This is a genomic window from Flavobacterium tagetis (assembly GCF_016735615.1).
Lineage (GTDB): Bacteria > Bacteroidota > Bacteroidia > Flavobacteriales > Flavobacteriaceae > Flavobacterium > Flavobacterium tagetis.
Window position 1 is genome coordinate 424650 of sequence record NZ_JAERSF010000003.1, and the last position, 25244, is coordinate 449893.

A 25244-nucleotide genomic window follows, 5' to 3' on the forward strand; every position below is an offset into this window, starting at 1 on the left:
TTATTTCCTCAAGTTGTAAGCATAGAGATAACCATCGGCACTTCCGTAAAAAATAACATTATTGCTAATAAATGGAGAAGAAACAATTGGCCCTAATTTGTAAAATTCATTCATTACTCTTTGATTCTCTGCATAAATTGACAAATCGGTTGCTTTTGCTGCGTGACTAAAATCTAAAAGATCATTGTTTAAAATTGTTTTTGCGTACTTGTCTCTATTTTCGGTTGGAGTAACTTGGAATTCTTTTTTAGAAAGTAAATTCAGGCTGAAGAAATTCCCCGAAAAATCTCCAAAATAAATTGTATTGCCAGCGATGGCGGGTGAAGAGTAAATATATCCATTTCCTTTAAAACGGTACTTTTCTTCTCCAGTTTTTGCGTCCAATGCCAATAGAGCATAAGTGTCTGAAGTTCCTACATAAACGGTATTGTCTTTTATAACAGCCGAACTCAGAATCCAAGAGTTTTCGGCATTGTATTTCCATATTAACTTTCCAGTTTTAGTATCGAGTGCAAAAAAATAAGGATCTCTTGCTCCAAAATAAACGATGCCATTTGAGACAGTTGCAGAAGCTTGAATTCCTGTAAAACCTGTTTTTATTTCGGTTGAGAATTTCCATTTTTCTTTTCCTGTTTTGCAGTCCAAAGCATAAAAAATACCATCCCATCCGCCAAAATAAACGGTGCTTTTATCTAAAACTGGTGTACTATGTATAGCGGCTTTTGTTTTGAAAGTCCATTTCAAACTGCCTTTTTTGGCATCAACAGCATATAGATTTCCGTCGCTGCTGCCGAAAATTACCAATGCAGTTTTAGGATCTAAATAAATAACAGGCGTTGAAAGGTAAAAGTCCCATAAGTCAGCCATTAATAAATTGCTTGGTTTCATGCCCCACATTCCAATTTCACTGTACCAATGTTCGCCTTTGGTTTTAAAACGCCATATCTCTTTTCCTGTTTTAGCATTTAGAGCATAATAATGACCATCAAAACTCCCGAAATAAACAATATCATTGTAAAGGCTTGCAGAACTGTGAACGGCGCCATTGGTTTTAAATTTCCATTTCTGTTTTCCCAATTTTTCATCGATAGCATAAAAATAACCATCTTCACTTCCGATATAAACCATTCCGTTTTGTGCGATGGGAGAAGAAAAGATTTTACCTTCGGTTTTAAATTTCCATTTTAAATCTTGTAAAGGCTGATAATCTTTTCCTGAAAAAAATCGGTTAGAAAAAGCATTTACAATAGTAGGTTTGCTGTTTTGAGAAAAAGCATTTGAGCTTAAAATTAAAAAGAAATAGAGCAGGAGGGAAGTAAACTTTCTTTTCATGTTGTTTTTTTCTTATAAAAGTAAAAATATTATAACATATTAAAATACAATGGTTTAATAAAAGTGTTATAAATATATTTTAGAATGCGTTTTGCAAATAGTATATCTGTTTTTAGATGGAAATAGCCAAAGAAGGCTTCAAAGTTTTCCAATCGTTTTCCATTTAATTTGTTTATTTTTGTGTAAGTAATTGTTAGTCAGTTGATTATTTTGTTTTTATCTTCTTTTTTTAAGTAGTTTTTTAAATGCCTTTTGTGATTAACTGGTGATAATTTAAAAAAGGATAGAAGATGTTTACAAATCAAGTAAGAGTGCGGCATCAGCACTATAATCACTGATAAAATTAAGATGAATCCAAACAAGGCATTATGGGAAAAAGGCGATTTTACGCGCGTTGCAGAATCTATGAGAGAAAGCGGTGCAGAATTGGTTGCCAAAATAGGAATTAAAGAAAATAGTAACGTTCTAGATCTCGGCTGTGGCGATGGTACTACTGCGATACCTTCGGCAAAATTTGGTGCCAATGTTTTAGGTGTTGATATAGCAAGAAATTTAGTTGAAGCTGGCAATATTCGAGCAAAAAAAGAAGGATTGGATAATATTGTATTTCAAGAAGGTGACGCAACCGATTTGAATGAATTGGAAAATCAATCTTACGATGTTACAATGAGCATTTTTGGAGCAATGTTTGCCCCAAAACCTTTTGATGTTGCTAAAGAAATGGTTCGTGTTACAAAACCTGGAGGTAAAGTTATTATGGGTAATTGGATACCAGGAGATCCAACATTGATTGCACAAATCTTAAAAATTAGTTCTGAATTTACACCACCGCCTCCTGAGGGTTTCGTAAGCCCAATGCTTTGGGGTATTGAGGATAACGTAATCGAAAGATTCACAAATGCAGGTGTTCCTAAAGAGAATATTTCTTTTGAGAGAGATACCTTTACATTTAAAGCAGCATTCCCGCCTTCGGAGTGGCTAAATCGATTAAAAAATTATTATGGTCCAACTATGAACGCTTTTGAAGCTGCCGAACAAAACGGGAAAACTTCGGATTTGTATGCTAAACTTGAAGGATTAGTTAATAGCCAAAACCAAAGTAATGACAATTCTACATTAATTCCAGCAACTTATCTTCGTGTTACAGTTTCGGTTTAATTTTTTGTCTTAATATTCTTAAACATGATTTTCAACTTTTACAGAAATTGAAAAACAGAAAATTTAAAAGTAATTTTTGCATATTTGCAAACACTTAAAACCAGTGAAAGTTAAATTACTAATTTTTGAGTTTTTTAAACTCAGTAAAATATAAGAATGAAAATAATAGCAGTAATTCCAGCCAGATATGCTTCAACACGTTTTCCAGCAAAATTAATGCAGGATTTAGGTGGCAAAACAGTGATTCTGAGAACCTATGAAGCAGCAGTTTCGACAGCATTGTTTGATGATGTTTTTGTAGTAACTGATTCTGATTTAATTTTTGACGAAATTATTTCTAATGGCGGAAAAGCCATTATGAGCATCAAAGAACACGAATCAGGAAGTGACCGTATTGCAGAAGCAGTTGCTAATCTTGATGTTGATATTGTAGTAAATGTTCAGGGTGATGAGCCTTTTACAGAAGCAGAACCTTTGGCACAGGTTTTATCTGTCTTTAAAAATGATCCCGATAAGAAAATCGATTTGGCTTCGCTAATGCGCGAAATCACAAATGAAGATGAAATCAATAATCCGAATAATGTAAAAGTGGTGGTAGACCAATCGCAGTTTGCATTGTATTTTTCAAGATCTGTAATTCCGTATCCGAGAGAGAAAAATGTGGGAGTAAGATATTTTCAGCATATCGGAATTTATGCTTTCAGAAAACAAGCATTATTGGATTTTTACAATCTTCCAATGAAATCTTTAGAAGCTTCTGAGAAGTTAGAGCAATTACGCTATTTAGAATTCGGAAAACGTATCAAAATGGTCGAAACGACTCACGTTGGAATCGGAATTGATACAGCTGAGGATTTGGAAAGAGCGAGAGCGATGTTGCGAGATATTTAATTCTTGGGATGTAACGCAGACGAAACGGATTCGCTTTAGACAAAGCGCTAATTTTAGTTTTCTATTCTTTGCATCTGTCAGGCTGAGCGAAGTCGAAGCCTATATTCCAATTGGAGTACCTTCGACTTCGCTCAGGATGACAAAAAATGAGAAAAATTAAAAGCTCCAAATCTAAATTGAGATTTGGAGCTTTTTTAATATCTAAAACAAAGTAAATTACTGATATAAAGCAGGATATTTTGCAGGGTTAACTTCGTGCATCATGGCGTAAATTTTCTCATAAATATCTTCTGCAGAAGGTTTAGAGAAGTAATCGCCATCAGTTCCATAAGCAGGTCTATGTGCTTTTGCTGCTAAAGTTTGCGGTTTGCTGTCTAAATATTTGTAAGCATCTTGTTCTTCTAAAATCTGCTGTAAAATAAACGCTGAAGCTCCACCAGGAACATCTTCATCAATTACTAAAAGACGGTTTGTTTTAGCAATACTTTTTACGATGTCTTTGTTAATATCAAATGGAAGTAAAGATTGAACGTCAATAACTTCGCAATCAATTCCTTTTTCTGCTAATTCATTAGCTGCTTGCATAACCAATCTTAAAGTTGATCCGTAAGAAACCAAAGTAATGTCAGAACCTTCTCTTAAATTCTCTACAACTCCAATTGGCGTTTTGAATTCGCCAAAATTTAGAGGAGTTTTTTCTTTTAAACGATATCCGTTCAAACATTCGATAACCAAAGCAGGCTCGTCACATTCTAACAAAGTGTTGTAAAAACCAGCTGCTTGTGTCATATCTCTCGGAACCAAAACGTGAATTCCACGAATTGCATTGATAATCATTCCCATTGGAGAACCAGAATGCCAGATTCCTTCCAAACGGTGTCCGCGGGTTCTAATGATTAATGGTGCTTTTTGTTTTCCAACAGTTCTATATTGTAAGGTAGCTAAATCGTCACTCATGATCTGAATAGCGTACAATAAATAATCTAAATACTGAATTTCAGCAATTGGGCGTAAACCTCTCAATGCCATTCCGATTCCTTGACCAATAATAGTCGCTTCACGAATTCCCACATCGGCAACACGAAGTTCTCCGTATTTTTCTTGCATTCCTTCTAGACCTTGATTTACGTCTCCGATGTTTCCAACATCTTCACCGAAAATTAAAGTCTCAGGATATTTTGCAAATAGAGCATCAAAGTTATCACGAAGAATCATTCTACCATCCAAATCTGCTTTTGCATTTTCAGCATATTTAGGAAGAACTTTTTGTACAGAATATACATTTTGTTCAGACTCAGAATGCAGATTACTGCTAAATTTTTCCTGAGTTTCATTCAAGAAACTTGTAATCCAATTTGATAAAAGAACTTTGCTGTTTGGCACTTCAATAAAACGAAGAATCTTTCTAGCGTAAACTAATAATTCTTTCTTTAAAGGCGCTTTAATTGCTGCCAATTCAGAAATTAATTTTTTGATTCTTTCTTTATGATTAATGCTTGCTTCGGCAATTTGCTCCAATAAAGCTAAAAGATTTTTTTGCTCATCAATAATTGGATTGATGAAGCTGTTCCAAGCTTCTTTTTTAGCTTCTAGAACTTCTTTCTTTAATTCGAAATCAAGTTCTGCCAATTCCTCTGGAGAAGCAATATTTATGGCAATCATCCAAAGACGCATTTGACGAATACAGTCAAAATCTCTTTCCCAAGCTAGTCTTTCTGCACTTTTGTAACGTTCGTGAGAACCAGAAGTAGAATGACCTTGTGGCTGCGTTAATTCGTTTACGTGAATTAAAACAGGAATATGTTCTTCGCGTGCAATTGCTCCAGCTCTTTCGTAAGTAGAAACCAGTTCGGCATAATCCCAGCCTTTTACTCTAAAGATTTCATAACCTTTAGAATCTTCATCGCGCTGATATCCTTTTAATATTTCAGAAATATTTTCTTTAGTAGTCTGATGTTTAGCATGAACAGAAATTCCATATTCGTCATCCCAAACACTCATTACCATCGGAACCTGAAGAACTCCTGCAGCGTTTATGGTTTCAAAAAATAAACCTTCAGAAGTGCTGGCGTTACCAATAGTTCCCCAAGCTACTTCATTTCCATTAACAGAAAACTTGTCTTTAATAGTAATTCCGTCAACCTCTCTATAAATTTTTGATGCTTGAGCCAAACCAAGTAACCTTGGCATTTGTCCTGCTGTTGGAGATATATCTGAACTTGAATTTTTTTGTTTTGTTAAATCTTTCCAAGAGCCATCTTCGTTTAAACTGTGCGTTACAAAATGTCCTCCCATTTGTCTTCCTGCAGACATCGGATCAAAAGCTAAATCGGTGTGACCGTATAAACCGGCAAAAAACTGTTTAGCGTCCAATTCGCCGATAGCCATCATAAAAGTTTGGTCGCGATAGTATCCAGAACGGAAATCTCCGTTTTTAAAAGCTTTTGCCATTGCCAGTTGTGGGACTTCTTTTCCGTCTCCGAAAATCCCAAATTTAGCTTTTCCTGTTAATACTTCTTTTCGACCTAAAAGACTACATTCACGGCTTGTTACCGCAATTCTATAGTCATTCAATACCTCAGTTTTGAAATCTTCAAATGTCAGTGTAGTATTGTTTTTTTCTTTTATCATAATCTTGTAGGGTCATGTTGTTTATGTCGCGAAATTACTTAAAAACAATCAATAATCATAATTCTTTGAAATAAATATAATTTAATTATTTGTATTCAAATCTATAAACTAAGTATTTTATATGTGTTATTTTTATGTAAAATTTAATTTTATTGATAATTTCGCAAGTTTTTATTTAAAATTCATTTGATTAAAACCATTTTCGGGTGAAAAGAGTAACTAATGTTTTTGGTGAGAAAGTGATGATAAATCGTATTTTTTCATTGTATTTAGGCTGTGTTATTTCCCATCCATTATTAGAATAAACAGGAAAATATAGTTCAAAGTAGTCAGGCACAAGGTTTAAACGTACTCCAGAATCATACGCAAAGAACTCGCCTTGATGCTTATTTTTCAAGAAACCAATATCTCCATAAAGTTCCACCCAGTTCCATATCGCGTAGCTGGCATTTAAAGTTGTCATCCATTGGTTAGCGTATGAAGGTTCTAGTTGCGATTTAAAACCTCCTTCTGCAATAACATATTGTTGGCTAAAAAAGCCTGTACTTTCAGATCTTCCAAACAAATTGTAATCAAATAAATAATCTGTTGGACGATCTAAACCAAAACTAAAATAGTCTGAGTTTGTTGTGTTGTACAAGAAACTTCCAGCATATAATCTTAAATTTAACTTTTTGTTATTTTGAAATAATCTTCTGTATTCTACTTCTCCAGAAACTTTTCCAAATCCGCTAGAAAACTGCAAATCGGTCATAAAACTAAAATGATCGATTAATTCTGTTTTTGTGTTAGAGTAGCGGGCATTAAAAATAGAATAATTAGGTGACGAATTGTCTGTAATATAATCGCTTGCTTCACGGTTCACGATAACCTGTCGAAACATAAACATTTGCTTTCTATTGTCTCTGAAGTCTTTTTCGCGAATGCGAAACACTACCATTGGATTTAATCTTAAATAAGTAGCATCTGGGGCATAATGAAAATAATTCTGACTGATAGAATATCTAACATTATACAAGGTGCTGTTTCTGTAATATTGATTCCATGAAAAAGCTGATGAACCAGAAATTGTCCCTGCTTTTATAGAATATGCGGGGTTAATGTCAAAGTTAAAAGGCTTGTCTAAAATGGTTTTATTATGAAAACGAATTCCAGGCGTAAAACCATCATAATAATTATAATTTAATGTCGGAATATATAGGATCTGATTATAATCTGGATCTTCTAAATCTTTAGCAAAATTAAATTTTATAGGACGATTCAGAGAAACATGTTTTAGAGATCTCCAGTTGTTTCGTTGATTGTATTCTGGAACCTCATTATTGTAATTAATGACGATTTTGTCCGCATTTTTTCGGCTGAACTCATAAACAGAATCTTTTTTGGTAGGTTCAATCCATTCTTTAAATACGACTTCTTTCTTTTTAATGCCATAAATCGGAATAGGAGCATAGATTCCAGTTTTATTTTTAACCGAAAATTTAACGCTGTCTGCAGTCCTCGAAACATTCGAAAATTTATAATCTATAATATCTCTAGAATCAATAATAGTTTTAAAGAACCAATCGATATTTTTTGGACTTTTTTGAGTTAAGATTTTTTCAAAATCCTCACGATTTGATTGCCCAAATTGGTTTAGATTGTAAAATTCTTTTACACTTTTAGGAACAATATCATGATTAAGATAATCGTCTAAATAACTCAAACTTAAACCAGCGCGATATTTACTGGCAATCTGTTCGTTAAATTTTATTAGCGTGTTTTTTGGATCTCCCAGTGGCTGATCCAGATTTTTTCGTGCCATCAGCATATAATAATAGCTGTATTGCTCATTAAAAGTCAGATTGGTAATATTATAACTTTTAAAGAGCTTCATGTCTGAAAGTCTTCCTAGCATTTTTTCGTCCTGATGATGCTCTTCCATATATTTCATCATCGTATAAATCTGGATTCCGTCATAGACCCAATTGTCTTTTCGTGGATCTAAACGCAGACTATTTTTGAGATAATTATTTAAAAAAGTTTTCAAAAACTGAATTTCAAACATAAAATCATCCTCAAAAGGACTTATAAACGATGGCAGCTGATTTAAACCATAAAACGGATTTCTATCATAATCTGCTTGAGAAACCGTGATTTTTTCATGCGGATATTTCCCAATAAATTTTTCAGCATAAGAAACTACTCGGTTAATAATAATAGCTTTCTGAAATTCGTCTATTTTTTTGTTTTTTAAATTGGTTTCAACCTGTAGAGATCCATTATCATAGATTCTAAAACTGTTTTGTTTTTCGATATAAAGGCTAAAATCGGTTCTATTTCTACCAGAAAAAGAGTAAACATTGTAGCTCTCATTGCTTGTGTCTTTGGTAACCGAATTTAAATCGGTAGTAATAAAATACTGATTCGGGACTTTAATTTCCACCTCATAATCACTCACCGCATTGGCAATATCATCCAGATTGAAATTGTTGTATTTTACAAAAAGTCCATTTTCAAAACGAGCAGGGCTTAAAAACCAATTTTTTAATGCCATGCCGCCATTTTGAGTAAACCCAAAATGAGTGAATTTGTCATTCGGTATTTTGACAATATAATTAAGGTGCAGATCAATTTTTTCGTTAGGAAGAAGTTTGCGATTCAACTTGACAATAATGTAATCTGGATTCTGGGGATTTCTTTCCCATTCTAGAGCAGAATAATTGGTTTCAGTTAAATTTATGATTGTTGTTTTTCCTCTATCAGCAGCCTTTGCCAAATGAAAACCTCTGTAAAATTCATCAGAAAAACGTTTTGCCAAAGGTGTATTTTTGTCAACAAAAGCGTTGTTCCAGTCATTTAAAACAATCGAAACCAACGTATCATTTGTAGTATTATGATAAGTAAGATCCTGTTTTATATTCAGTGTTTTAAGTTCAAGATTTACCGCCACTTCCATCTTTGAGAGATGTTGTGCAGTTAGTTTTATCGAAAATGATAAAGCTAAAAAGAGGTAAATAATTTTATAAAGTGCTTTCAAATAATGGCTTAAAAATTATAAGAGATACTTATGTTACGGACATATTGAAGTTACGGATTTTTGTAAAAATAGTATAAAAAAAGCTGTTTAAAAAAACAGCTTTTAATTTTTGCGTATTTGCAGTATAATTTAACCATATCAGTGATATAAGTTCATTTAAAAGAATCGCTTTGAACGTTGCGATTAAATATAGTTATAATCACTTTGATGCTTTGAAAAATTAGAAATTCGGACTTAAATCGTACTTTTTGTAGAATTTATCCAATGCCTCTACAACTTCGTCTTCTGTATCTACAATTTTAAACAAATTCAAATCTTCTGGGCTTACTGTGTGCATTTTTTCAACTAAAACAGTTTTAACCCATTCAATTAAGCCAGACCAGAATTCAACTCCAACCAAAATAATCGGAAACTTTCCAATTTTCTTCGTCTGAATCAAAGTGATGGCTTCAAACATTTCGTCTAAAGTTCCAAAACCTCCTGGCATAACCACAAAACCTTGCGAATATTTTACGAACATTACTTTTCTCACAAAGAAATAGTCGAAATTTAAGTTTTTATCATGGTCAATGTACGGATTGAAATGCTGCTCAAACGGAAGTTCGATATTTAAACCAACCGAAGTTCCTCCGCCCAAATGTGCTCCTTTATTACCAGCTTCCATAATTCCGGGACCACCTCCTGTAATCACACCGTAACCTGCTTTACTGATTTTATAAGCGATTTTTTCTGCCAACTGGTAGTACTTATCCTCTGGTTTTGTTCTCGCCGATCCAAAAATAGAAACACAAGGACCAATACGTCCCATTGCTTCGTAACCATTTACAAACTCAGACATAATTTTAAAAATTGCCCAGCTGTCATTGGTTTTAATTTCATTCCACGTTCTTTGTTTCAAACGGTCTTGAATTACTTTATCTTCATCATTATCAAAATCTTCTAATCTCATTTTAGGTATTTTAATTTATTATTATGTTTTATGTAATCGGAAGAAGGAGCTGATTCCTGCTGTCCGCTATATTCCCGATAAACAAAAACTACGGCTAAAAAGCCTTGTTTTTCTAAATCGGGAGATGCCGCTCCCATCAGGGCTAGGGCAGTTGGTTTCAAACAAACATTCGGTTTAATTGAAACATGTTTTCTTTAAAAAAGCATGGATTTTTCAAAAAAAGCGGACACTAAATTAACGCTTTTTTCTAGAATTGTTACAAAAAGCAGTAATTATAATCCAAAAGTAATACTGCGATAATAATCAAATTCGGTTTTTGATTCATTATCAGGTGTATAGTGTGTATGTAAGCAGGAAGTTTTTTGGACTTAAATCTTTGTCAAAATTTTAAACTTTGACAAAGATCATTCTTACTCTAGCTCTTTTTTCAAAAACTTAGCCGTATAACTCTTTTTATTCTGAGCCACTTCTTCTGGAGTTCCTTTGGCAACCAATTGACCTCCCCCTTTTCCGCCTTCTGGGCCGATATCTATAATATAATCGGCAAGTTTGATAACGTCCATGTTGTGTTCTATAACTAGAATAGTATTTCCTTTATCAACCAGTTTATTGATTACTTCCATCAAAACTCGAATGTCTTCAAAGTGTAAACCTGTAGTTGGTTCATCAAGAATATAAAATGTATTTCCTGTATCTTTTTTAGACAATTCACCTGCTAGTTTTATACGCTGCGCTTCACCACCAGAAAGCGTTGTACTTTGCTGCCCAAGCGTAATGTAACCCAAACCAACATCTTGAATGGTTTTTATTTTTCTATAAATCTTCGGAATATTCTCAAAGAATGGAACCGCTTCATCAACCGTCATATCCAAAACATCCGAAATAGATTTTCCTTTGTATCTAATTTCTAAAGTTTCTCTATTAAAACGTTTTCCTTGGCAAGTCTCACATTCTACATAAACATCTGGTAAAAAGTTCATTTCGATTGTTCTTACGCCAGAACCTTCGCAGGTTTCGCAACGTCCACCTTTCACGTTAAAACTAAAACGCCCCGCTTTATAACCACGTATCATGCTTTCAGAAGTCATTGTAAATAGATTTCTGATTTCTGTGAAGACCTCTGTGTATGTTGCCGGATTTGAACGCGGTGTTCTTCCAATCGGACTTTGATCAATATCAATTACTTTATCAATATGTTCTAAACCTTCAATCTTTTTATAAGGTTGTGGTTTTTTTACTCCATTAAAATAATACGCATTTAAAATCGGATATAGCGTTTCATTAATCAAAGTCGATTTTCCGCTTCCTGAAACTCCCGTAACACAAGTTAATTGCCCTAACGGAATTTCTATCGAAACGTTTTTAAGATTGTTTCCCGTTGCTCCAGTCAGTTTTAAGAATTTGCCATTTCCTTTTCTTCTTTTCTTCGGAATATCAAATTTCATTTTACCATTCAAATATTGAGCGGTAATAGTGTCTGAAGCTAAAGTTTCTTTTGGAGTTCCTATACTAATAATTTCTCCCCCGTATTTACCAGCTTTTGGACCAATATCAATAACATAATCCGCTGTTTCAATCATGTCTTTGTCGTGTTCAACAACAATAACCGAATTTCCGATATCTCGTAATTGTTCCAAAGAATGAATCAGTTTTTCATTATCTCTTTGGTGCAGACCAATACTTGGTTCATCCAAAATATATAAAACACCAACTAACTGAGAACCAATTTGAGTTGCTAGACGAATGCGCTGTGCTTCACCACCCGAAAGCGATTTTGAACTTCGGCTTAAAGCCAGATAATTCAAACCAACATTCATCAGGAAGTTCAAACGGTCTTTGATTTCTTTTACAACTTCAGAAGCAATTAAAAGCTGTTTATCAGTCAAATTGTTATTTAGATCTTGAAACCAAGCTGTCAAATCCGAAATATCCATATCACACAATTCGGTGATATTTTTTTCATTTACTCTAAAAAATAAAGCTTCTTTTTTAAGACGTGAGCCATCGCAAACAGGACAATTAATTTCGTCCATAAAATCTTTTGCCCAACGTTTTATGCTGGTTGTGGCACTTTCATCATATTGATTTTTGATGAAATTAGAAATTCCTTCAAAATCAATTTTATATTCTCTCGTTACGCCAAGATCTTTTGAGTTGATAGAAAATTTATCTTTTCCGCCATACAAAATCATTTGCATTGCTTCCTCAGGAATTTTCTCAATTGCATCGGTTATTTTAAACCCGAATTTTTCTCCAATGGTTTCCAATTGTTTGAAAATCCATGAAGATTTGTATTCGCCTAGAGGAGCAAAAGCGCCTGCTTTTATAGATAATTTCGGATTTGGAATGATCTTCTTGACGTTGATTTCGTGTACAGTTCCCAATCCGTTGCAATGTGGACAAGCTCCTTTTGGAGAGTTAAACGAAAATAAATTAGGTTCTGGATTCTGATACGATATTCCTGTTGAAGGACACATTAAGTTTCTACTGAAATAACGAACTTCATTAGAATCTTGATCCAAAATCATCAAAACATCTTCGCCGTGATGCATCGCTGTATTGATGCTTTCAGATAATCGTTTTTGAGTATCAGGATTATCTTCAATTACCATTCTGTCTACAACAATCTCAATATCGTGTGTTTTATAACGATCCAATTTCATTCCCGCAACTAAATCTTGAACTTCGCCATTTACACGAACTTTCAAGAATCCTTGTTTGGTAATTTGTTGGAATAATTCGGCGTAATGACCTTTTCTGGCTTTAATTACCGGCGCTAGAATATTGATTCGTTTTTCGTTATAATCCTGAATAATCAGATCTTTAATCTGTTCATCAGAATACGAAACCATTTTTTCGCCAGTGTTGTAGCTGTATGCATCTGCACCACGCGCGTATAAAAGCCTTAGGAAATCGTAAATTTCAGTAATAGTCCCAACGGTAGAGCGCGGACTTTTACTGGTTGTTTTTTGTTCAATCGCGATTACAGGAGAAAGTCCATCTATTTTGTCTACATCAGGACGTTCTAATCCGCCAAGGAATTGTCTAGCGTAAGCTGAAAAAGTTTCAACATAACGACGCTGACCTTCAGCATAAATCGTATCAAATGCCAAAGAAGATTTTCCCGAACCTGATAAACCAGTAATTACTACCAATTTTTCACGCGGAATAGATATATCGATATTTTTTAGATTGTGAACCCTTGCACCAAGAACTTCAATAGTATTGTCTTTATCTAACATAATTTTGAGCAAAACGCAAAGTTACCACTTTGATTTGTTCTTTTAGTGCTCGATAGCAAAACTTTATGTTACAATTAGTAACAAAAAACGTTGATTGTAAATCAGCGTTTTCTTTTTCGGGTTGCCATATAGTTTTCTATAGCTTCTTTTGTGGTGTACCAATTTCGGCCTTCTTTATAGGCGTCAATTTTGCCTGTTCTGGCCAATAAACTAACATATTCTTGACCATAAGGGGTGTCTGGTTCGCTCACAATATTTTGAATCGATTGATAGTCATAAGGGCTTTCAGGCATCGCACCAAGATAAATATTAAGCGTTCTTTCGAGTGCTTGGCACATCAAAAGTGTCAGTTTTTGATAATTTCCATTATTAGCTTGATTAAGTGCTTCGTAATATTTCTTTCTATCATTTTTTAAAATAATCGCTGGTGGAAAACCACATCGCATCAATAGTAAATTCATGCTTAAACGAACCGTACGCCCGTTTCCATCAAAAAATGGATGAATCCAAACTAGCTTATGATGGTAAATTGTTGCGAGTTCTATATCGTTTAAATTTAAAGGATTTGTATTGATAAACTCAATCAGTTCATCTAAATAGTCTGAAACTTTATTAGCATTTGGAGGCATGAAATTAGCTCCTGAAATTCGAACTCCTCCGTTACGAATTCTTCCAGCAAAATCTTCTTCGATAGAACGCATTACCAAACCATGAATGGAAAGAATATCAACACTTCTTAGCTTGTATTCTTCATCAACTATTGAATAAAGATAATCAATAGCTTTGTCGTGATTATGAGTTTCAAAATGTTCACGAAGCGATTTTCCCTTAATGGTAATGCCTTCTTGAATGACCATTTGGGTTTCTCTCAAACTAAGCGTGTTTCCTTCAATACTATTAGAATTGTAAGTCCATTCTAGAGAAAGGCTTTCTCGTATTTTATTCAAAGCAATATTAGGCAATGGTCTGCTGTTTTTCAGTTCTTGCCTTTTTTGGTACAATCGATCAAATGTTGATTGAAATTCTTCGCGGTATGTTAGGTCAATATTAAACATAATCCTACAAAGATACTTCTTAATATCGGATAATAAAAATTTTTAACGTATCCGATACTAAGCTTATTCAATTGTCATTGAACGAAGTTTTGTTCTGTAGGCTTCTAGCGCTATTGATTTAGAAATAAATCCGTGGTATTTTCCGTCTCTTAAAACAGGAAGAAAAGCAGATTTTGTAGTTTCAAATTTTCTCATTACAATTTCCATGCTGTCTAACGTAGAAATTGTAGCCGATGGTGCTTTCATTACATCTCTAATGAAAGTATATTTCACACGATAAGAATTGAATATGATTTCTCTAATGTCATTAAAATGAACAACTCCAACCAGATCTTTCTCATTATTAACAACGGCAAAAACAACTTGGTTGGAATGCGAAATAAGATCTACCAATTTACTTAGATTTTCATCTGGATGGACAGTTAAATAATCACATTGAATAATCGAGTCGATATCTAAAGTCGATAAAATGTTTGAATCTTTATTGCTTGTAAATGCGTGGCCTTTTTTAGCTAATCCTTTTACGTCAAGCGAATATTTTTCAAAACGTTTAGAAATGGCAAAACTGATGGAAGAAACGATCATCAACGGAATCATTAATCCGTAACCTCCTGTAATTTCTGCAATTAAGAAGATTGCAGTTAAAGGTGCATGAAATAAACCGCTCAAAATTCCAGCCATTCCAACCATTGTAAAATTACTGATAGGAAGTTTTGATAATCCTATCATCGTAACTAGTTTAGAAAAGAAATATCCTAAATATGATCCTAGAAATAGAGAAGGAGCAAAGTTACCTCCATTTCCACCGCTTCCTAGAGTTAATCCTGAAGCAAATACTTTAACCATCATAGTGGCTCCAATAAATAAAAGTAAAACCCACTGATTATTTCTAAAATCGGCAAAAAGAGTATTATCCAATAATTTTCCTGGATCGGTTTCAGATAAGGTTTTGATGCTTTCGTATCCCTCACCAAACAGAGTCGGAAAAATAAAAATTAACAAAGCAAGAAGAGAGGAACCAATTAAAGCTTTTCTATAAGGATTGATTTGTTGTTTGGCAAAATAATGCTCTACTCTCTGAAAATTTCTTGAATAATAAATCGCTGCCAATCCCGTAAGCACACCCAAAATAACATAAAATGGAATGTTATGGTAATCAAATGTTTCTTGTTTTTTGAAACTTAATAAAATGCTTTCGTCCAATACAATTGCAGAAACCAAAGCGCCAGTTGCAGCAGAAATCATAATTGGAGTAAAAGCAGAGATGCTCACGTCTACCAACAGAACTTCAATTGCAAAAAGAACTCCAGCAATAGGTGCGTTAAAAGCGGCAGCAATACCAGCGGCAACCCCGCATCCAATTAATAAAGTTCGATCCTTATACTGCATCTTATAATTCTGGGCGTAATTTGAACCAAATGCTGCTCCAGTAATAACGATTGGACTCTCTAAACCAGCAGAACCTCCTAAACCAACTGTTAACGAACTCGTAACAATTTGAGCATACATTTGCTTTCTTGGAATAATACTAGCTTTTTTGGCAACCGCATACAAGATTTGTGAAGTTCCTTTTTGAATGCTTCCGTTAAGAACTTTGTTTACAACAAAAACAGTTAATGTAATACCAATAATAGGCAGAATACTGTTAATGAAGCTCAATTTTAGAATTCCATTAATATAAGTTGCAAAAGAGAAAACGCTATGTGCGAAAGTTTTAAGTACGATAACGGCAAGAGAGCAAGATATTCCAATAAGAACGCTTGACAAAAAAAGAAACTGCTTTGGAGTCATTAAGGATTGTGCCAAAGCAATGATGCTTTCGAGTCTTCTGAAATATTTTTTTAGCATTCGGTTTTAAAATTATCGTTCTTACAAAATTAGTTCATAATGTTAGATTAAAAAAATAAAAACTTAGAACTATTAAAAACCAACAGCTTTATCATCGCCTCTAAAGTCGGCTCCGCCTTCTAATTTATTATCTGGTAAAACCAAAATGGCATCTACTTTTCCGATAATTGGAGTTGGCTTTTCGTTGATGATATAACTTTTTGCTTTAAGGCTGTCTATAGTTTTAGTTTCAAAAGTATTAGGCTCGAAAGTAATTAAATCTGGCAGCCATTGATGGTGAAAACGTGGAGCATTAACTGCTTCTTGCATGCTTAAATTGTATTCATAGACATTTAGAATTGTCTGTAAAACAGAAGTAATAATCGTTGAACCTCCCGGTGTTCCAACTACCATAAAAAGTTTTCCGTTTTTCTCTACAATTGTTGGTGTCATAGAACTCAGCATTCGTTTCTGGGGAGCGATGCTGTTGGCTTCATTTCCAACCAAACCAAACATATTTGGAGAACCAGGTTTAGCACTAAAATCATCCATTTCATTGTTTAAAAAGAAACCTAATTCGTCACAGTAATATTTAGAGCCATAACCGTCATTCAAAGTTGTTGTGGCAGCAATAGCGTTTCCGAATTGATCGACAATTGAGTAATGAGTAGTTTCGGTACTTTCAGCATAATTCACTTTCCCTTCTTTTATTTCGCTAGACAAAGTTGCTTTTTCAGGATTGAAACTTGCCATTCTTTCACGAAGGTAATTTTCGTCTAACAATTCTTTTATCGGAATTTTGACAAAATCTGGATCGCCTAAAAAATAACTCCTATCAGCATAAGCTCTTCTTTCGGCTTCAACAATTACCTGAATTGCTTCTGCAGAATTATGTCTCATTTTGGCTAAATCATAAGGCTCTAGCATTTTTAAGATTTGAGCTAAACAGATTCCGCCGCTGCTTGGCGGAGCCATCGAAGTAATTTTTAAATCTTTATAAGTAAACTGCAAAGGTTTTCTCCATTTAGCTTCATATTTAGCTAAATCTTGCATTGTGATAATACCGCCTTTTTCCTTTAAATAATTGACTAAGATTTTTGCCGTTTCGCCTTTATAAAATTCGTTTCTCCCTTTTTTCTGAATTCTTCTTAAAGTTTTTGCAAGCGCCTGATATTTTATAGTGTCGTTTTCTTGGTAAGCTTTTGATGCCGGAGAATTCTCTCCGTTTATTTTTACAATACTTTCATGATAATCTTTTAAGCTTTTCTCTTGTTTTTTAGTCACTATAACACCTCTTTCTGCCAAAGTAATTACAGGCTCAAGGATTTTAGAGATAGGCATTGTACCGTATTTTTTATGAACAGCAAAAACACCCGCAATTGTACCTGGAACGCCAATAGCAAGTGCTGTCTGAGTGCTTTTTCCTTTTATTACATTTCCTTCGCCATCCAAAAACATATCTTTTGTAGCTGCCAGTGGAGCTTTTTCGCGATAATCTATAGAACCTACTTCGCCATTTGCTTTTCTGTACACCATAAATCCGCCACCGCCTATATTTCCTGCAAACGGAAAAGCAACCGCAAGAGCTAACTCTGTTCCGACCATGGCATCAAAAGCGTTTCCTCCATTTTTCATAATATCAGAACCTATTTTTGAAGCTTCCTCGCGGGCAGAAACCACCATTGCTTTTGTAACTACCAATCCAGTCGGATTTGGATTTGTCTGTTGTGCATTGCTGCTGCTTATATATAAAAGGGCGATTAAAAGTGTAATTTTTTTCATGTGTACTAAAATTAAATTGGCTCAAAGAGAAAGCAGTTTTTCTTTGGCTTGTTCTCTCATTTCCTCAAAGAACAGTGTAAATTCTTCTTCAAATTCATTATAAAACTCAGTAAGCTCTTCGACAGCAAACTGCATTTGAGAAATATTTTTAGATCTTCTGTCCATTTGGGTTAATATATTTTGGATTCCTTCGGTAGTACGATAACTCAAAAGCCAGTTTCTTTCAATCATATAAGGCATTAAACCTTGTGTTTTTTCGGTTAAAATATCATAATTATTATGTAAAGAATGATAAAAGCGTTTAACAAAAAGTTCTAATTCTTCATCAGAATATTGTGTCCAGTTTTTGGCTAAGAAATGATCGTAAACAATATCTACAATAACTCCCGCATAATGATGGTATCGCTCGTGAAGACGTTTGGTGCTTTTTCTAAAAATATCGTGAGAATCGGTATAGGTGTCAATGAATCGATGCAGTAGAATTCCTTTTTGCACATCTTCAGGGAAATGCTCAAACTGTTTACCGCGAATTCCATCCGCCATAAAATTCCCGATTTTAATTAAATCATTGTCTCCAGAAAGATATATATGGGCTAAGAAATTCATTTTTTGTAAGTTTCTAAGAATCTAAATGCTCTAAAGATTCTAAGTTATTTAGTAAATGTATAAAAACTTTTTTAAATCATTTTGTTATAAAATCGTGTCTTTTTGACTTTATACGGCATTATAATTTGAAAATCTTAGAGCCTTAGTAACTTAGTAACTCAGTAACTTTTCTATATTTGTAATAAAAATAACCCTAACTCATTAAAATGACTCTAATAAAATCTATTTCTGGAATCCGCGGAACGATCGGAGGAAAAGTAGGAGATAATTTAACTCCTGTTGATGCTGTAAAATTTGCATCGGCATACGGAACTTTCTTAAAAAATAATATTGCTAAAGATAAATTGACAGTTGTAATTGGCCGTGATGCAAGAATCTCAGGACCAATGATTCATAATTTGGTAGTAAATACTTTAATCGGTTTAGGAATCGATGTAATTGATCTTGGACTTTCTACAACGCCAACTGTTGAAGTGGCTGTTCCTTTAGAAAAAGCTGACGGTGGAATTATTTTAACAGCCTCTCACAATCCAAAACAATGGAATGCTTTAAAATTATTAAATGCTAAAGGTGAATTTTTGAGTGGAGCTGATGGAGCAAAAATCCTTGAAATTGCTGAAGCAGAAGCTTTTGATTTTTCTGATGTGGACAGTTTAGGTGAAGTTATTTCTAATGATGCTTATATGGATATTCACATCGATGAAGTTTTAAACTTGCCATTGGTTGATATCGAAGTAGTAAAAGAAGCTAAGTTTAAAGTGGTTGTTGATGGTGTTAACTCTTCAGGAGGAATTATTATTCCGAAACTTCTAAAATTAATGGGAGTTGAAGTAGTAGAATTATACTGCGAGCCAAACGGACATTTTCCGCATAATCCAGAACCTTTAAAAGAACATTTGACTGATATTTCAGAATTAGTAGTAAAAGAAAAAGCAGATTTTGGTATCGTAGTAGATCCAGATGTTGACCGTTTGGCATTTATTAGTGAAGATGGTGAAATGTTTGGTGAAGAATATACTTTGGTTGCCTGCGCAGATTATGTTTTAAGCAAAACTCCTGGAAATACAGTTTCTAACATGTCATCTTCTCGTGCTTTAAGAGATGTTACTAAAGCGCACGGCGGAAGCTACGAAGCAAGTGCAGTAGGAGAGGTAAACGTGGTAGAATTAATGAAGAAAAACAATGCTGTAATCGGTGGTGAAGGAAATGGTGGAATTATCTATCCTGAATTGCACTACGGAAGAGATAGTTTGGTTGGAGTTGCTTTGTTCTTAACGCATTTGGCAAATAAAAAAATGCCAGTTTCTGCTTTGAGAGCTTCTTATCCTGAATACTACATGAGCAAAAACAAAATTGAATTGACACCACAAATTGATGTTGATGCAATTTTAACTCAAATGACTGAGAAATATAAAAACGAAGATATTTCGACAATTGACGGTGTAAAAATTGATTTTGCTACAGAATGGGTTCATTTAAGAAAATCAAACACAGAACCAATTATTCGTATTTATACTGAAGCACCTTCTCAAGATGCAGCAGATAAATTAGCACTTCGAATTATTGATGAAATTAAAGTGATTGCTGGAATCTAAATTTCAGTTTTTAATTAAAAAAAGCCTCTTAGGAAATTTCTAAAGAGGCTTGTTTTATTTTGGAGATTATTCTATGCGGTGTTTCCATCTTTTGTGTGTCCACAAATAAAATTCGGGAGCTTCTAGAATTTGTTTTTCTACTTCTTTAAGATACATTTCAGTGATTTTAAAATTTTCAAATTCTTTCGGATTATCAGCAAGAGGAATAAATGTAGCCTCATAATAACCTCTTCTAACTTTTTTAACCTCTACAAAAAGTACTGCCAAATCATATTTTTTTGCTAATGTTTCGGCACCTGTATGCACAGGAACTTCGACTCCCATAAATTTCATCGAATGAAAAATTCTTTCCATTTTTGGCGATTGGTCGCTTGCTAAACCGTAAAGGCTTAAAATGCCCTCACGCTGGTTTTTTGCCATCGTTGGAATCGCTTTTCTGGTTTCGATCATTTCGGTATTGTATTTAGAACGAATTTTTCGAATTAATCTGTCAAAATAAGGATTAGCCAGCCTTTTGTAAACCGCAACCCCTTGAAATCCGAGTTTGGGATTAATGGTTAAAAGCCATTCATAACTTGCATAATGTGAAGCCACAAGAATTACGCTTTTTCCTCTTTTAGCATAATCAAGCACAAGATCAATGTTTGTTACATGAAATCTTCCTTCCATTTCTTCAGGAGACATGCTCATGGTTTTCACCATTTCTAAAAACAGGTCACACATATGTTTGTAGAATTTCTTTTCAATTACTTTTCTTTCCGCATCATTTAAATGAGGTAAAGTAAGGGCAAGATTCTCACGAACTACTTTTTTACGATATCCGATCACTCTATATACCAAAAAACAGACGAAATCTGAGAATAAGTAAAATATCGGAAAAGGAAGTATAGAGATAAGCCAAAGTAATGGGTAGGCTAAAATATAAACAAGAAACTGCATTTAAATTTTTTTGACAAAGATAAATTAAAAATGATTAGCGACTGCTATTTTGCATTCTTGCTAACTTATCTTTAAGAATGATTATATTTACAATTCTGAATTCACACTAATTATTACTTATGAATATTATTTTAATAGCGATTATCGTTGCGAACGTTGTTATTAGTTATAAAGGTTTTAACGACCTTTATTTTTTTAGAAAATACGAATTTCATGTAGGAAGCATTCGTTCTGGAGAGCAAATTAGAATGTTGTCTTCTGGTTTTCTTCATGTAGACATGATGCATTTGATTTTTAATATGCTGACTTTGTATTTTTTTGCGCCCGTAGTTTTAAATTGGCTTGGTAATTTTTCTTTTGTTCTGGTTTATTTCGGAAGTTTAATTTTCGGAAGCCTTCTTACCATGTTATTTCATAAAAACGATTATAGCTATAGAGCCGTTGGAGCATCAGGCGCTGTCACTGGCGTTTTGTATTCGGCAATATTACTGCAGCCTGACATGATGCTCGGAATATTTTTTGTCATTCCGATGCCTGCTTATATTTTTGGAATTTTGTATTTATTATACTCAATTTATGGAATGAAAGCCAAAAATGACAATATTGGACATACAGCACACTTTGGAGGTGCTATAGGAGGGTATCTGATTACTTTAATAAAAATGCCATCATTATTTACAGACCATACATTGATGGTAATTCTGCTTGCGATTCCGATTTTGATCCTCTTTGGAATGGCAAAATTGGGAAAACTCTAAGCTTGGCACAACTTTTGGAATGCTCTAATCAAACATTAAAATATAACAAAAATGAAAAAACTAGTATTATTTTTAACAATCATGTTTATGACTATGTCTTACGGCCAAGAAATCAAACAAATACCTCTAATTAATGTTAATGGAGAAGGAAAAGTAAAAGTAGCACCTGATCAGGTTTGTATTTCAGCTTCGGTTGAAACAAAAGGGAATAATGCTAAAGATGTTAAAAAACAAAATGACGAAAAGATGGATGCTGTTTTAAAATTCATCAAAAAAATGAATATTCCGACAGCAGATTTCAAAACAAAACAAGTAGCGCTTAATCCGCAGTATGATTACGAGAAAAAGAAAACTTCTTATAATGCTACACAAACGGTAGAAATTGTAGTAAAAGATTTAGCTAAGTATGATGAGTTAATGGAAGGTTTGGTTCAGCAAGGAATCAACAGAATTGACAAAGTTTCTTTTGAAACATCTAAATTAGCGCAATATGAATCTGAAGCTAGAAAATTGGCGATGAAAGATGCTAAAACAAAAGCTGAGGAATACGTTTCAGTTTTAGGGCAAAAAGTAGGTAAGGCGTTTACAATTTCTGATAACTCTCAAATTTACCGTCCACAGCCAATGTACGCAGCTATGAGAATGAAAGAAGCAGACTCAATGGGAGGAGCTTCAAACGAAACTTTAGCAATTGGCGAAATCGAAATTACAGCAAATGTTAGTGTAAGTTTTGTTTTAGACTAAACGGTTCTAAAATTCCAAATAAAAAAAATCCAAATTCCAATTATACTGGGATTTGGATTTTTTTATTTTGTTCGAGATTGGAATTTAGAATTTAAGATTTGGAATTTAATTTAAAAGTAGAGGCAACGTAAATTTAAAAGAACTTCCTTTGCCCATTTCGCTTTCTACCCAAATAGTTCCTTTATGAGTATTTACAAACTCCTTACAAAGTAATAGTCCAAGTCCGCTTCCGAGTTCGTTTTCTGTTCCTTTCTGCAATACCTTTCCGTTAATTTTAAATAACTTTTCTTTTATCGCGTCAGGAACTCCAATTCCGTTGTCTGTAATAGAAATTTCTACTTCTTGATTTGTTTTGATTAGTTTGACTTTAATCTCGCCGTTTTTGTCCGTAAATTTAATGGCATTGCTCAGCAAATTTCGTAAAATAGTACTGATCATATTTTTATCGGCGGCAGTTTCTACAAGCTCATCCGATTCAAATAGGATAGATATATTTTTATTTAAAGCTACATTTCTGTTTAGTTCAATATTCTCCTCAATTAAGGCATTTAGCAATATGTTTTTAGGATGAAAAGTAATCATTCCAGTTTGGACTTTAGACCATTCTAAAAGATTTTCAAGCAGTTTGTAAATATTTTTATTGGAGTCATGCAGCAGTTCTGATATCTCTTTTATTTCTTCACGGCTATACTGATCTATATTTTCCAGCAAAATTTCAGAAAGAGAAACCGATGAACCTAAAGGTCCTCTTAAATCGTGTGAAATAATAGAGAAAAACTGGTTTTTGTCGTTCAAAAGCTTTTTGATTTTGTGATCCTGTCTTTCTTTTACCAAAAGCAAAAAGCCAACAATTCCAATCAAAGTCAAAAGAAACAAACAGATGCTGTAAAAGCTATCAAAAGTATCATTGGAAATGATAAGATCTTGAGGATGCAAGTATCTGTGGATTATTCGTATTACAATTAGAATTTCGAATCCTGTATAGCACAAAACATAGAAAGTTTTGAAAAAGCTTTTTTCTTTTTCTATAAAATAAATAATTGTAGGCAATAAGTAGATGGCAAAAACACCAATACCGCCAATGATAACACGAGTATTCATTGAGGCATAAAAAAATGTTGAAATATTAAAAAGCAATATCGCTATTGCTGTAATGGCTATCTGAATTTGAAACTGTCTTTTTGCATGGGCTTTAATGAGTGACAGCATTGCAAGCGTTTCGAAACAGCAAGCGCCAAAAATCATAGAATTGGCAATATTGATAGAAATAAAGTCTGGAATAATATTTCGTAAAAGAGCCAGTATCCAAGCAAGAGTCAGTATTAATTTACCTAATCCAAACCATTTTAATATTTTTCTGTTATCACTATTGGCATACGAAAACGAAAAACTAAAAATAAGGAGGCAGGTAAAAAAAATACCCCAGAAATAAAGCAGAAAAATGGTTTTTGGATCTACTGGTAAAAGTTCAAACATTAAAAGGATTTTGCTTTTTGGAAATCGATTTTACAAATATACAAATAAAGTAAACATTCAGACCAGAGTTGGCGCTTCATGAGCCGTGTTCTTGCATATTTAACAATTAGTTTTCTTTAGAATTGTTACTGTTTTTTTAAATTTACATAAAGTTAAATTATTCAAAAAAGGAAATAATTAAAAGAAAGAATTAAATTACATATTGAATGATTTCTTAGATTTGTAAAAAGTACCACAAAACTCTTTGTTATGCCATTAATTGAACAATCAGAATATAATTCTCCATCGATTATTCATCGCAACAGGCATGTTTCTACCATTTATGCTGCCTTGATAAAAAGGTTCGAAGTACCTGAATATACAAGAGAAAAACATGAATTGAATGACGGAGATTTTATCAACATCGACTATATTCTAAATGACTCAAAAAAAGCAGTTATTTTATGTCATGGCTTAGAAGGAGATTCGCGCAGAACCTACAACAACAGCTGTGCAGCTTATTTTCTGCAGAAAGGTTTTTCGGTTTTTGCTTGGAACAATCGCACTTGCGGTGGAGAGATGAATCGTCTTCCGAGGTTGTATCATCATGGAGCAGTTGACGATCTTGATGAAGTGGTACGTTTTGCATTGAGAAAAGGAATTAAAGATATTTATTTGATAGGATATTCAATGGGAGGCGTTCAGCTTCTTAATTATTTGGGCTGGACAAAAATAGACGAGCGTATAAAAGCTGCGGTTTCAATTTCGGTTCCTACTCATATTGCCACAAGTGCCGAGGTGCTTAAACAAGGTTTTAATAGAGTTTATCTAAAGAATTTTACAATCGATATCAAGAAAAAGCTCAAATACAAAGCGGCTCAATTTCCAGATTTCATCAACCGCGATCAAATAGATAATATTACTTCTTTTGACGAAGTAGATCAATATTTTACGGCACCACTTCATGGTTTTGCTAGCCGAGATGATTATTACGAACGTGTTTCTCCAGAGTTTTCTCTAAAGGATATTACTACTCCAGTTTTAATTATTAATTCACTCGACGATCCTTTTTTGGGCGAAAGATGTTACCCGAGAACTATTGCCAAAGACAGTGCATTTGTTTATCTGGAAACCCCAAAATATGGCGGACATTGTGCTTTTCCGCTTCGAGATTCTGATTATTCTTATGCCGAGAAAAGAGCTTTTGAGTTCTTTGAATCTTTCAAGTCTAATGATACTTTCAATTTAGGAAAGCTTTAGT

At 33.8% G+C, this 25244-nt stretch carries 18 protein-coding genes; 6 read left to right on the plus strand and 12 right to left on the minus strand.

Going from position 1 to position 25244, the window contains the following annotated elements:
• Positions 1 to 1332 carry an outer membrane protein assembly factor BamB family protein gene (locus JI750_RS15995; RefSeq protein ID WP_202004136.1) on the minus strand — a complete coding sequence of 444 codons (1332 nt, stop codon included), beginning with the start codon at positions 1330 to 1332 and terminating at the stop codon, positions 1 to 3.
• Between the two features lie 348 nt (positions 1333 to 1680).
• Between JI750_RS15995 and JI750_RS16000 the strand changes: the two genes are divergently transcribed.
• Entirely contained in the window at positions 1681 to 2490 is an 810-nt protein-coding gene (locus JI750_RS16000; RefSeq protein ID WP_202004140.1) for a class I SAM-dependent methyltransferase, read from the plus strand.
• A 156-nt stretch (positions 2491 to 2646) separates the two neighbouring features.
• Entirely contained in the window at positions 2647 to 3381 is a 735-nt protein-coding gene (kdsB, locus tag JI750_RS16005) for a 3-deoxy-manno-octulosonate cytidylyltransferase (protein ID WP_202004143.1), read from the plus strand.
• Positions 3382 to 3597: 216 nt separating this feature from the next.
• On the opposite strand, the gene JI750_RS16010 is transcribed toward kdsB, so the two are convergent.
• From JI750_RS16010 to JI750_RS16050, 9 genes are all read right to left on the minus strand, one after another.
• On the minus strand, positions 3598 to 6012 hold the full coding sequence (locus JI750_RS16010; RefSeq protein ID WP_202004146.1) for an alpha-ketoacid dehydrogenase subunit alpha/beta: 2415 nt from the start codon (positions 6010 to 6012) through the stop codon (positions 3598 to 3600).
• Between the two features lie 190 nt (positions 6013 to 6202).
• Positions 6203 to 8950, minus strand: a complete 2748-nt coding sequence (locus JI750_RS16015) for a gluzincin family metallopeptidase (protein ID WP_202004150.1) — start codon at positions 8948 to 8950, stop codon at positions 6203 to 6205.
• A 301-nt stretch (positions 8951 to 9251) separates the two neighbouring features.
• Positions 9252 to 9980, minus strand: coding sequence for an LOG family protein (locus JI750_RS16020; RefSeq protein WP_111425481.1), 729 nt, complete (start codon positions 9978 to 9980; stop codon positions 9252 to 9254).
• Positions 9977 to 10141 carry a hypothetical protein gene (locus JI750_RS16025; RefSeq protein WP_202004153.1) on the minus strand — a complete coding sequence of 55 codons (165 nt, stop codon included), beginning with the start codon at positions 10139 to 10141 and terminating at the stop codon, positions 9977 to 9979. Before JI750_RS16025 ends, JI750_RS16020 begins: the two co-directional genes overlap by 4 nt.
• 249 nt (positions 10142 to 10390) lie before the next feature.
• Positions 10391 to 13222 carry an excinuclease ABC subunit UvrA gene (gene uvrA, locus JI750_RS16030; RefSeq protein ID WP_202004156.1) on the minus strand — a complete coding sequence of 944 codons (2832 nt, stop codon included), beginning with the start codon at positions 13220 to 13222 and terminating at the stop codon, positions 10391 to 10393.
• A 101-nt stretch (positions 13223 to 13323) separates the two neighbouring features.
• Positions 13324 to 14277 (minus strand): Fic family protein, encoded by a 954-nt coding sequence (locus JI750_RS16035; RefSeq protein ID WP_202004159.1) that lies wholly within the window; start codon positions 14275 to 14277, stop codon positions 13324 to 13326.
• A gap of 63 nt (positions 14278 to 14340) precedes the next feature.
• On the minus strand, positions 14341 to 16125 hold the full coding sequence (locus JI750_RS16040) for a chloride channel protein (RefSeq protein WP_202004162.1): 1785 nt from the start codon (positions 16123 to 16125) through the stop codon (positions 14341 to 14343).
• Between the two features lie 72 nt (positions 16126 to 16197).
• Complete coding sequence (gene ggt / locus JI750_RS16045; RefSeq protein WP_202004165.1) at positions 16198 to 17886, minus strand: gamma-glutamyltransferase; 1689 nt, start codon at positions 17884 to 17886, stop codon at positions 16198 to 16200.
• A 21-nt stretch (positions 17887 to 17907) separates the two neighbouring features.
• Positions 17908 to 18492 (minus strand): acyl carrier protein phosphodiesterase, encoded by a 585-nt coding sequence (locus JI750_RS16050; RefSeq protein ID WP_202004168.1) that lies wholly within the window; start codon positions 18490 to 18492, stop codon positions 17908 to 17910.
• 206 nt (positions 18493 to 18698) lie between these two features.
• Here JI750_RS16050 and glmM point away from each other — a divergent pair, with 206 nt between their 5' ends.
• The gene (gene glmM, locus JI750_RS16055; protein ID WP_202004171.1) at positions 18699 to 20087 is read left to right on the plus strand and encodes a phosphoglucosamine mutase; all 1389 of its coding nucleotides are present in this window, start codon (positions 18699 to 18701) and stop codon (positions 20085 to 20087) included.
• Between the two features lie 66 nt (positions 20088 to 20153).
• Here glmM and JI750_RS16060 read toward each other — a convergent pair whose 3' ends face one another.
• Complete coding sequence (locus tag JI750_RS16060; protein WP_202004174.1) at positions 20154 to 21026, minus strand: lysophospholipid acyltransferase family protein; 873 nt, start codon at positions 21024 to 21026, stop codon at positions 20154 to 20156.
• A gap of 119 nt (positions 21027 to 21145) precedes the next feature.
• Between JI750_RS16060 and JI750_RS16065 the strand changes: the two genes are divergently transcribed.
• Together JI750_RS16065 and JI750_RS16070 are read left to right on the plus strand one after the other, a co-directional pair.
• Complete coding sequence (locus tag JI750_RS16065; RefSeq protein WP_202004188.1) at positions 21146 to 21784, plus strand: rhomboid family intramembrane serine protease; 639 nt, start codon at positions 21146 to 21148, stop codon at positions 21782 to 21784.
• A 51-nt stretch (positions 21785 to 21835) separates the two neighbouring features.
• Complete coding sequence (locus JI750_RS16070) at positions 21836 to 22528, plus strand: SIMPL domain-containing protein (protein WP_202004191.1); 693 nt, start codon at positions 21836 to 21838, stop codon at positions 22526 to 22528.
• Between the two features lie 105 nt (positions 22529 to 22633).
• Here the strand turns inward: JI750_RS16070 and JI750_RS16075 are convergent, their stop codons facing one another.
• Positions 22634 to 24004, minus strand: coding sequence for a sensor histidine kinase (locus JI750_RS16075; RefSeq protein WP_202004194.1), 1371 nt, complete (start codon positions 24002 to 24004; stop codon positions 22634 to 22636).
• A 249-nt stretch (positions 24005 to 24253) separates the two neighbouring features.
• Between JI750_RS16075 and JI750_RS16080 the strand changes: the two genes are divergently transcribed.
• Positions 24254 to 25243, plus strand: a complete 990-nt coding sequence (locus JI750_RS16080; RefSeq protein WP_202004196.1) for a YheT family hydrolase — start codon at positions 24254 to 24256, stop codon at positions 25241 to 25243.
• Position 25244: the final 1 nt, after the last annotated feature.

Coding starts and splice junctions, on each gene's coding strand:
- JI750_RS16060 (WP_202004174.1), bottom strand. CDS start 21,026: ATGCAGTTTCTTGTTTATATTTTAGCCTACCCATTACTTTGGCTTATC.
- JI750_RS16070 (WP_202004191.1), top strand. CDS start 21,836: ATGAAAAAACTAGTATTATTTTTAACAATCATGTTTATGACTATGTCT.
- ggt (WP_202004165.1), bottom strand. CDS start 17,886: ATGAAAAAAATTACACTTTTAATCGCCCTTTTATATATAAGCAGCAGC.
- uvrA (WP_202004156.1), bottom strand. CDS start 13,222: ATGTTAGATAAAGACAATACTATTGAAGTTCTTGGTGCAAGGGTTCAC.
- JI750_RS16040 (WP_202004162.1), bottom strand. CDS start 16,125: ATGCTAAAAAAATATTTCAGAAGACTCGAAAGCATCATTGCTTTGGCA.
- JI750_RS16035 (WP_202004159.1), bottom strand. CDS start 14,277: ATGTTTAATATTGACCTAACATACCGCGAAGAATTTCAATCAACATTT.
- JI750_RS16020 (WP_111425481.1), bottom strand. CDS start 9,980: ATGAGATTAGAAGATTTTGATAATGATGAAGATAAAGTAATTCAAGAC.
- glmM (WP_202004171.1), top strand. CDS start 18,699: ATGACTCTAATAAAATCTATTTCTGGAATCCGCGGAACGATCGGAGGA.
- JI750_RS16075 (WP_202004194.1), bottom strand. CDS start 24,004: ATGTTTGAACTTTTACCAGTAGATCCAAAAACCATTTTTCTGCTTTAT.
- JI750_RS16080 (WP_202004196.1), top strand. CDS start 24,254: ATGCCATTAATTGAACAATCAGAATATAATTCTCCATCGATTATTCAT.
- JI750_RS16010 (WP_202004146.1), bottom strand. CDS start 6,012: ATGATAAAAGAAAAAAACAATACTACACTGACATTTGAAGATTTCAAA.
- JI750_RS16000 (WP_202004140.1), top strand. CDS start 1,681: ATGAATCCAAACAAGGCATTATGGGAAAAAGGCGATTTTACGCGCGTT.
- JI750_RS15995 (WP_202004136.1), bottom strand. CDS start 1,332: ATGAAAAGAAAGTTTACTTCCCTCCTGCTCTATTTCTTTTTAATTTTA.
- JI750_RS16065 (WP_202004188.1), top strand. CDS start 21,146: ATGAATATTATTTTAATAGCGATTATCGTTGCGAACGTTGTTATTAGT.
- JI750_RS16015 (WP_202004150.1), bottom strand. CDS start 8,950: ATGGAAGTGGCGGTAAATCTTGAACTTAAAACACTGAATATAAAACAG.
- JI750_RS16050 (WP_202004168.1), bottom strand. CDS start 18,492: ATGAATTTCTTAGCCCATATATATCTTTCTGGAGACAATGATTTAATT.
- kdsB (WP_202004143.1), top strand. CDS start 2,647: ATGAAAATAATAGCAGTAATTCCAGCCAGATATGCTTCAACACGTTTT.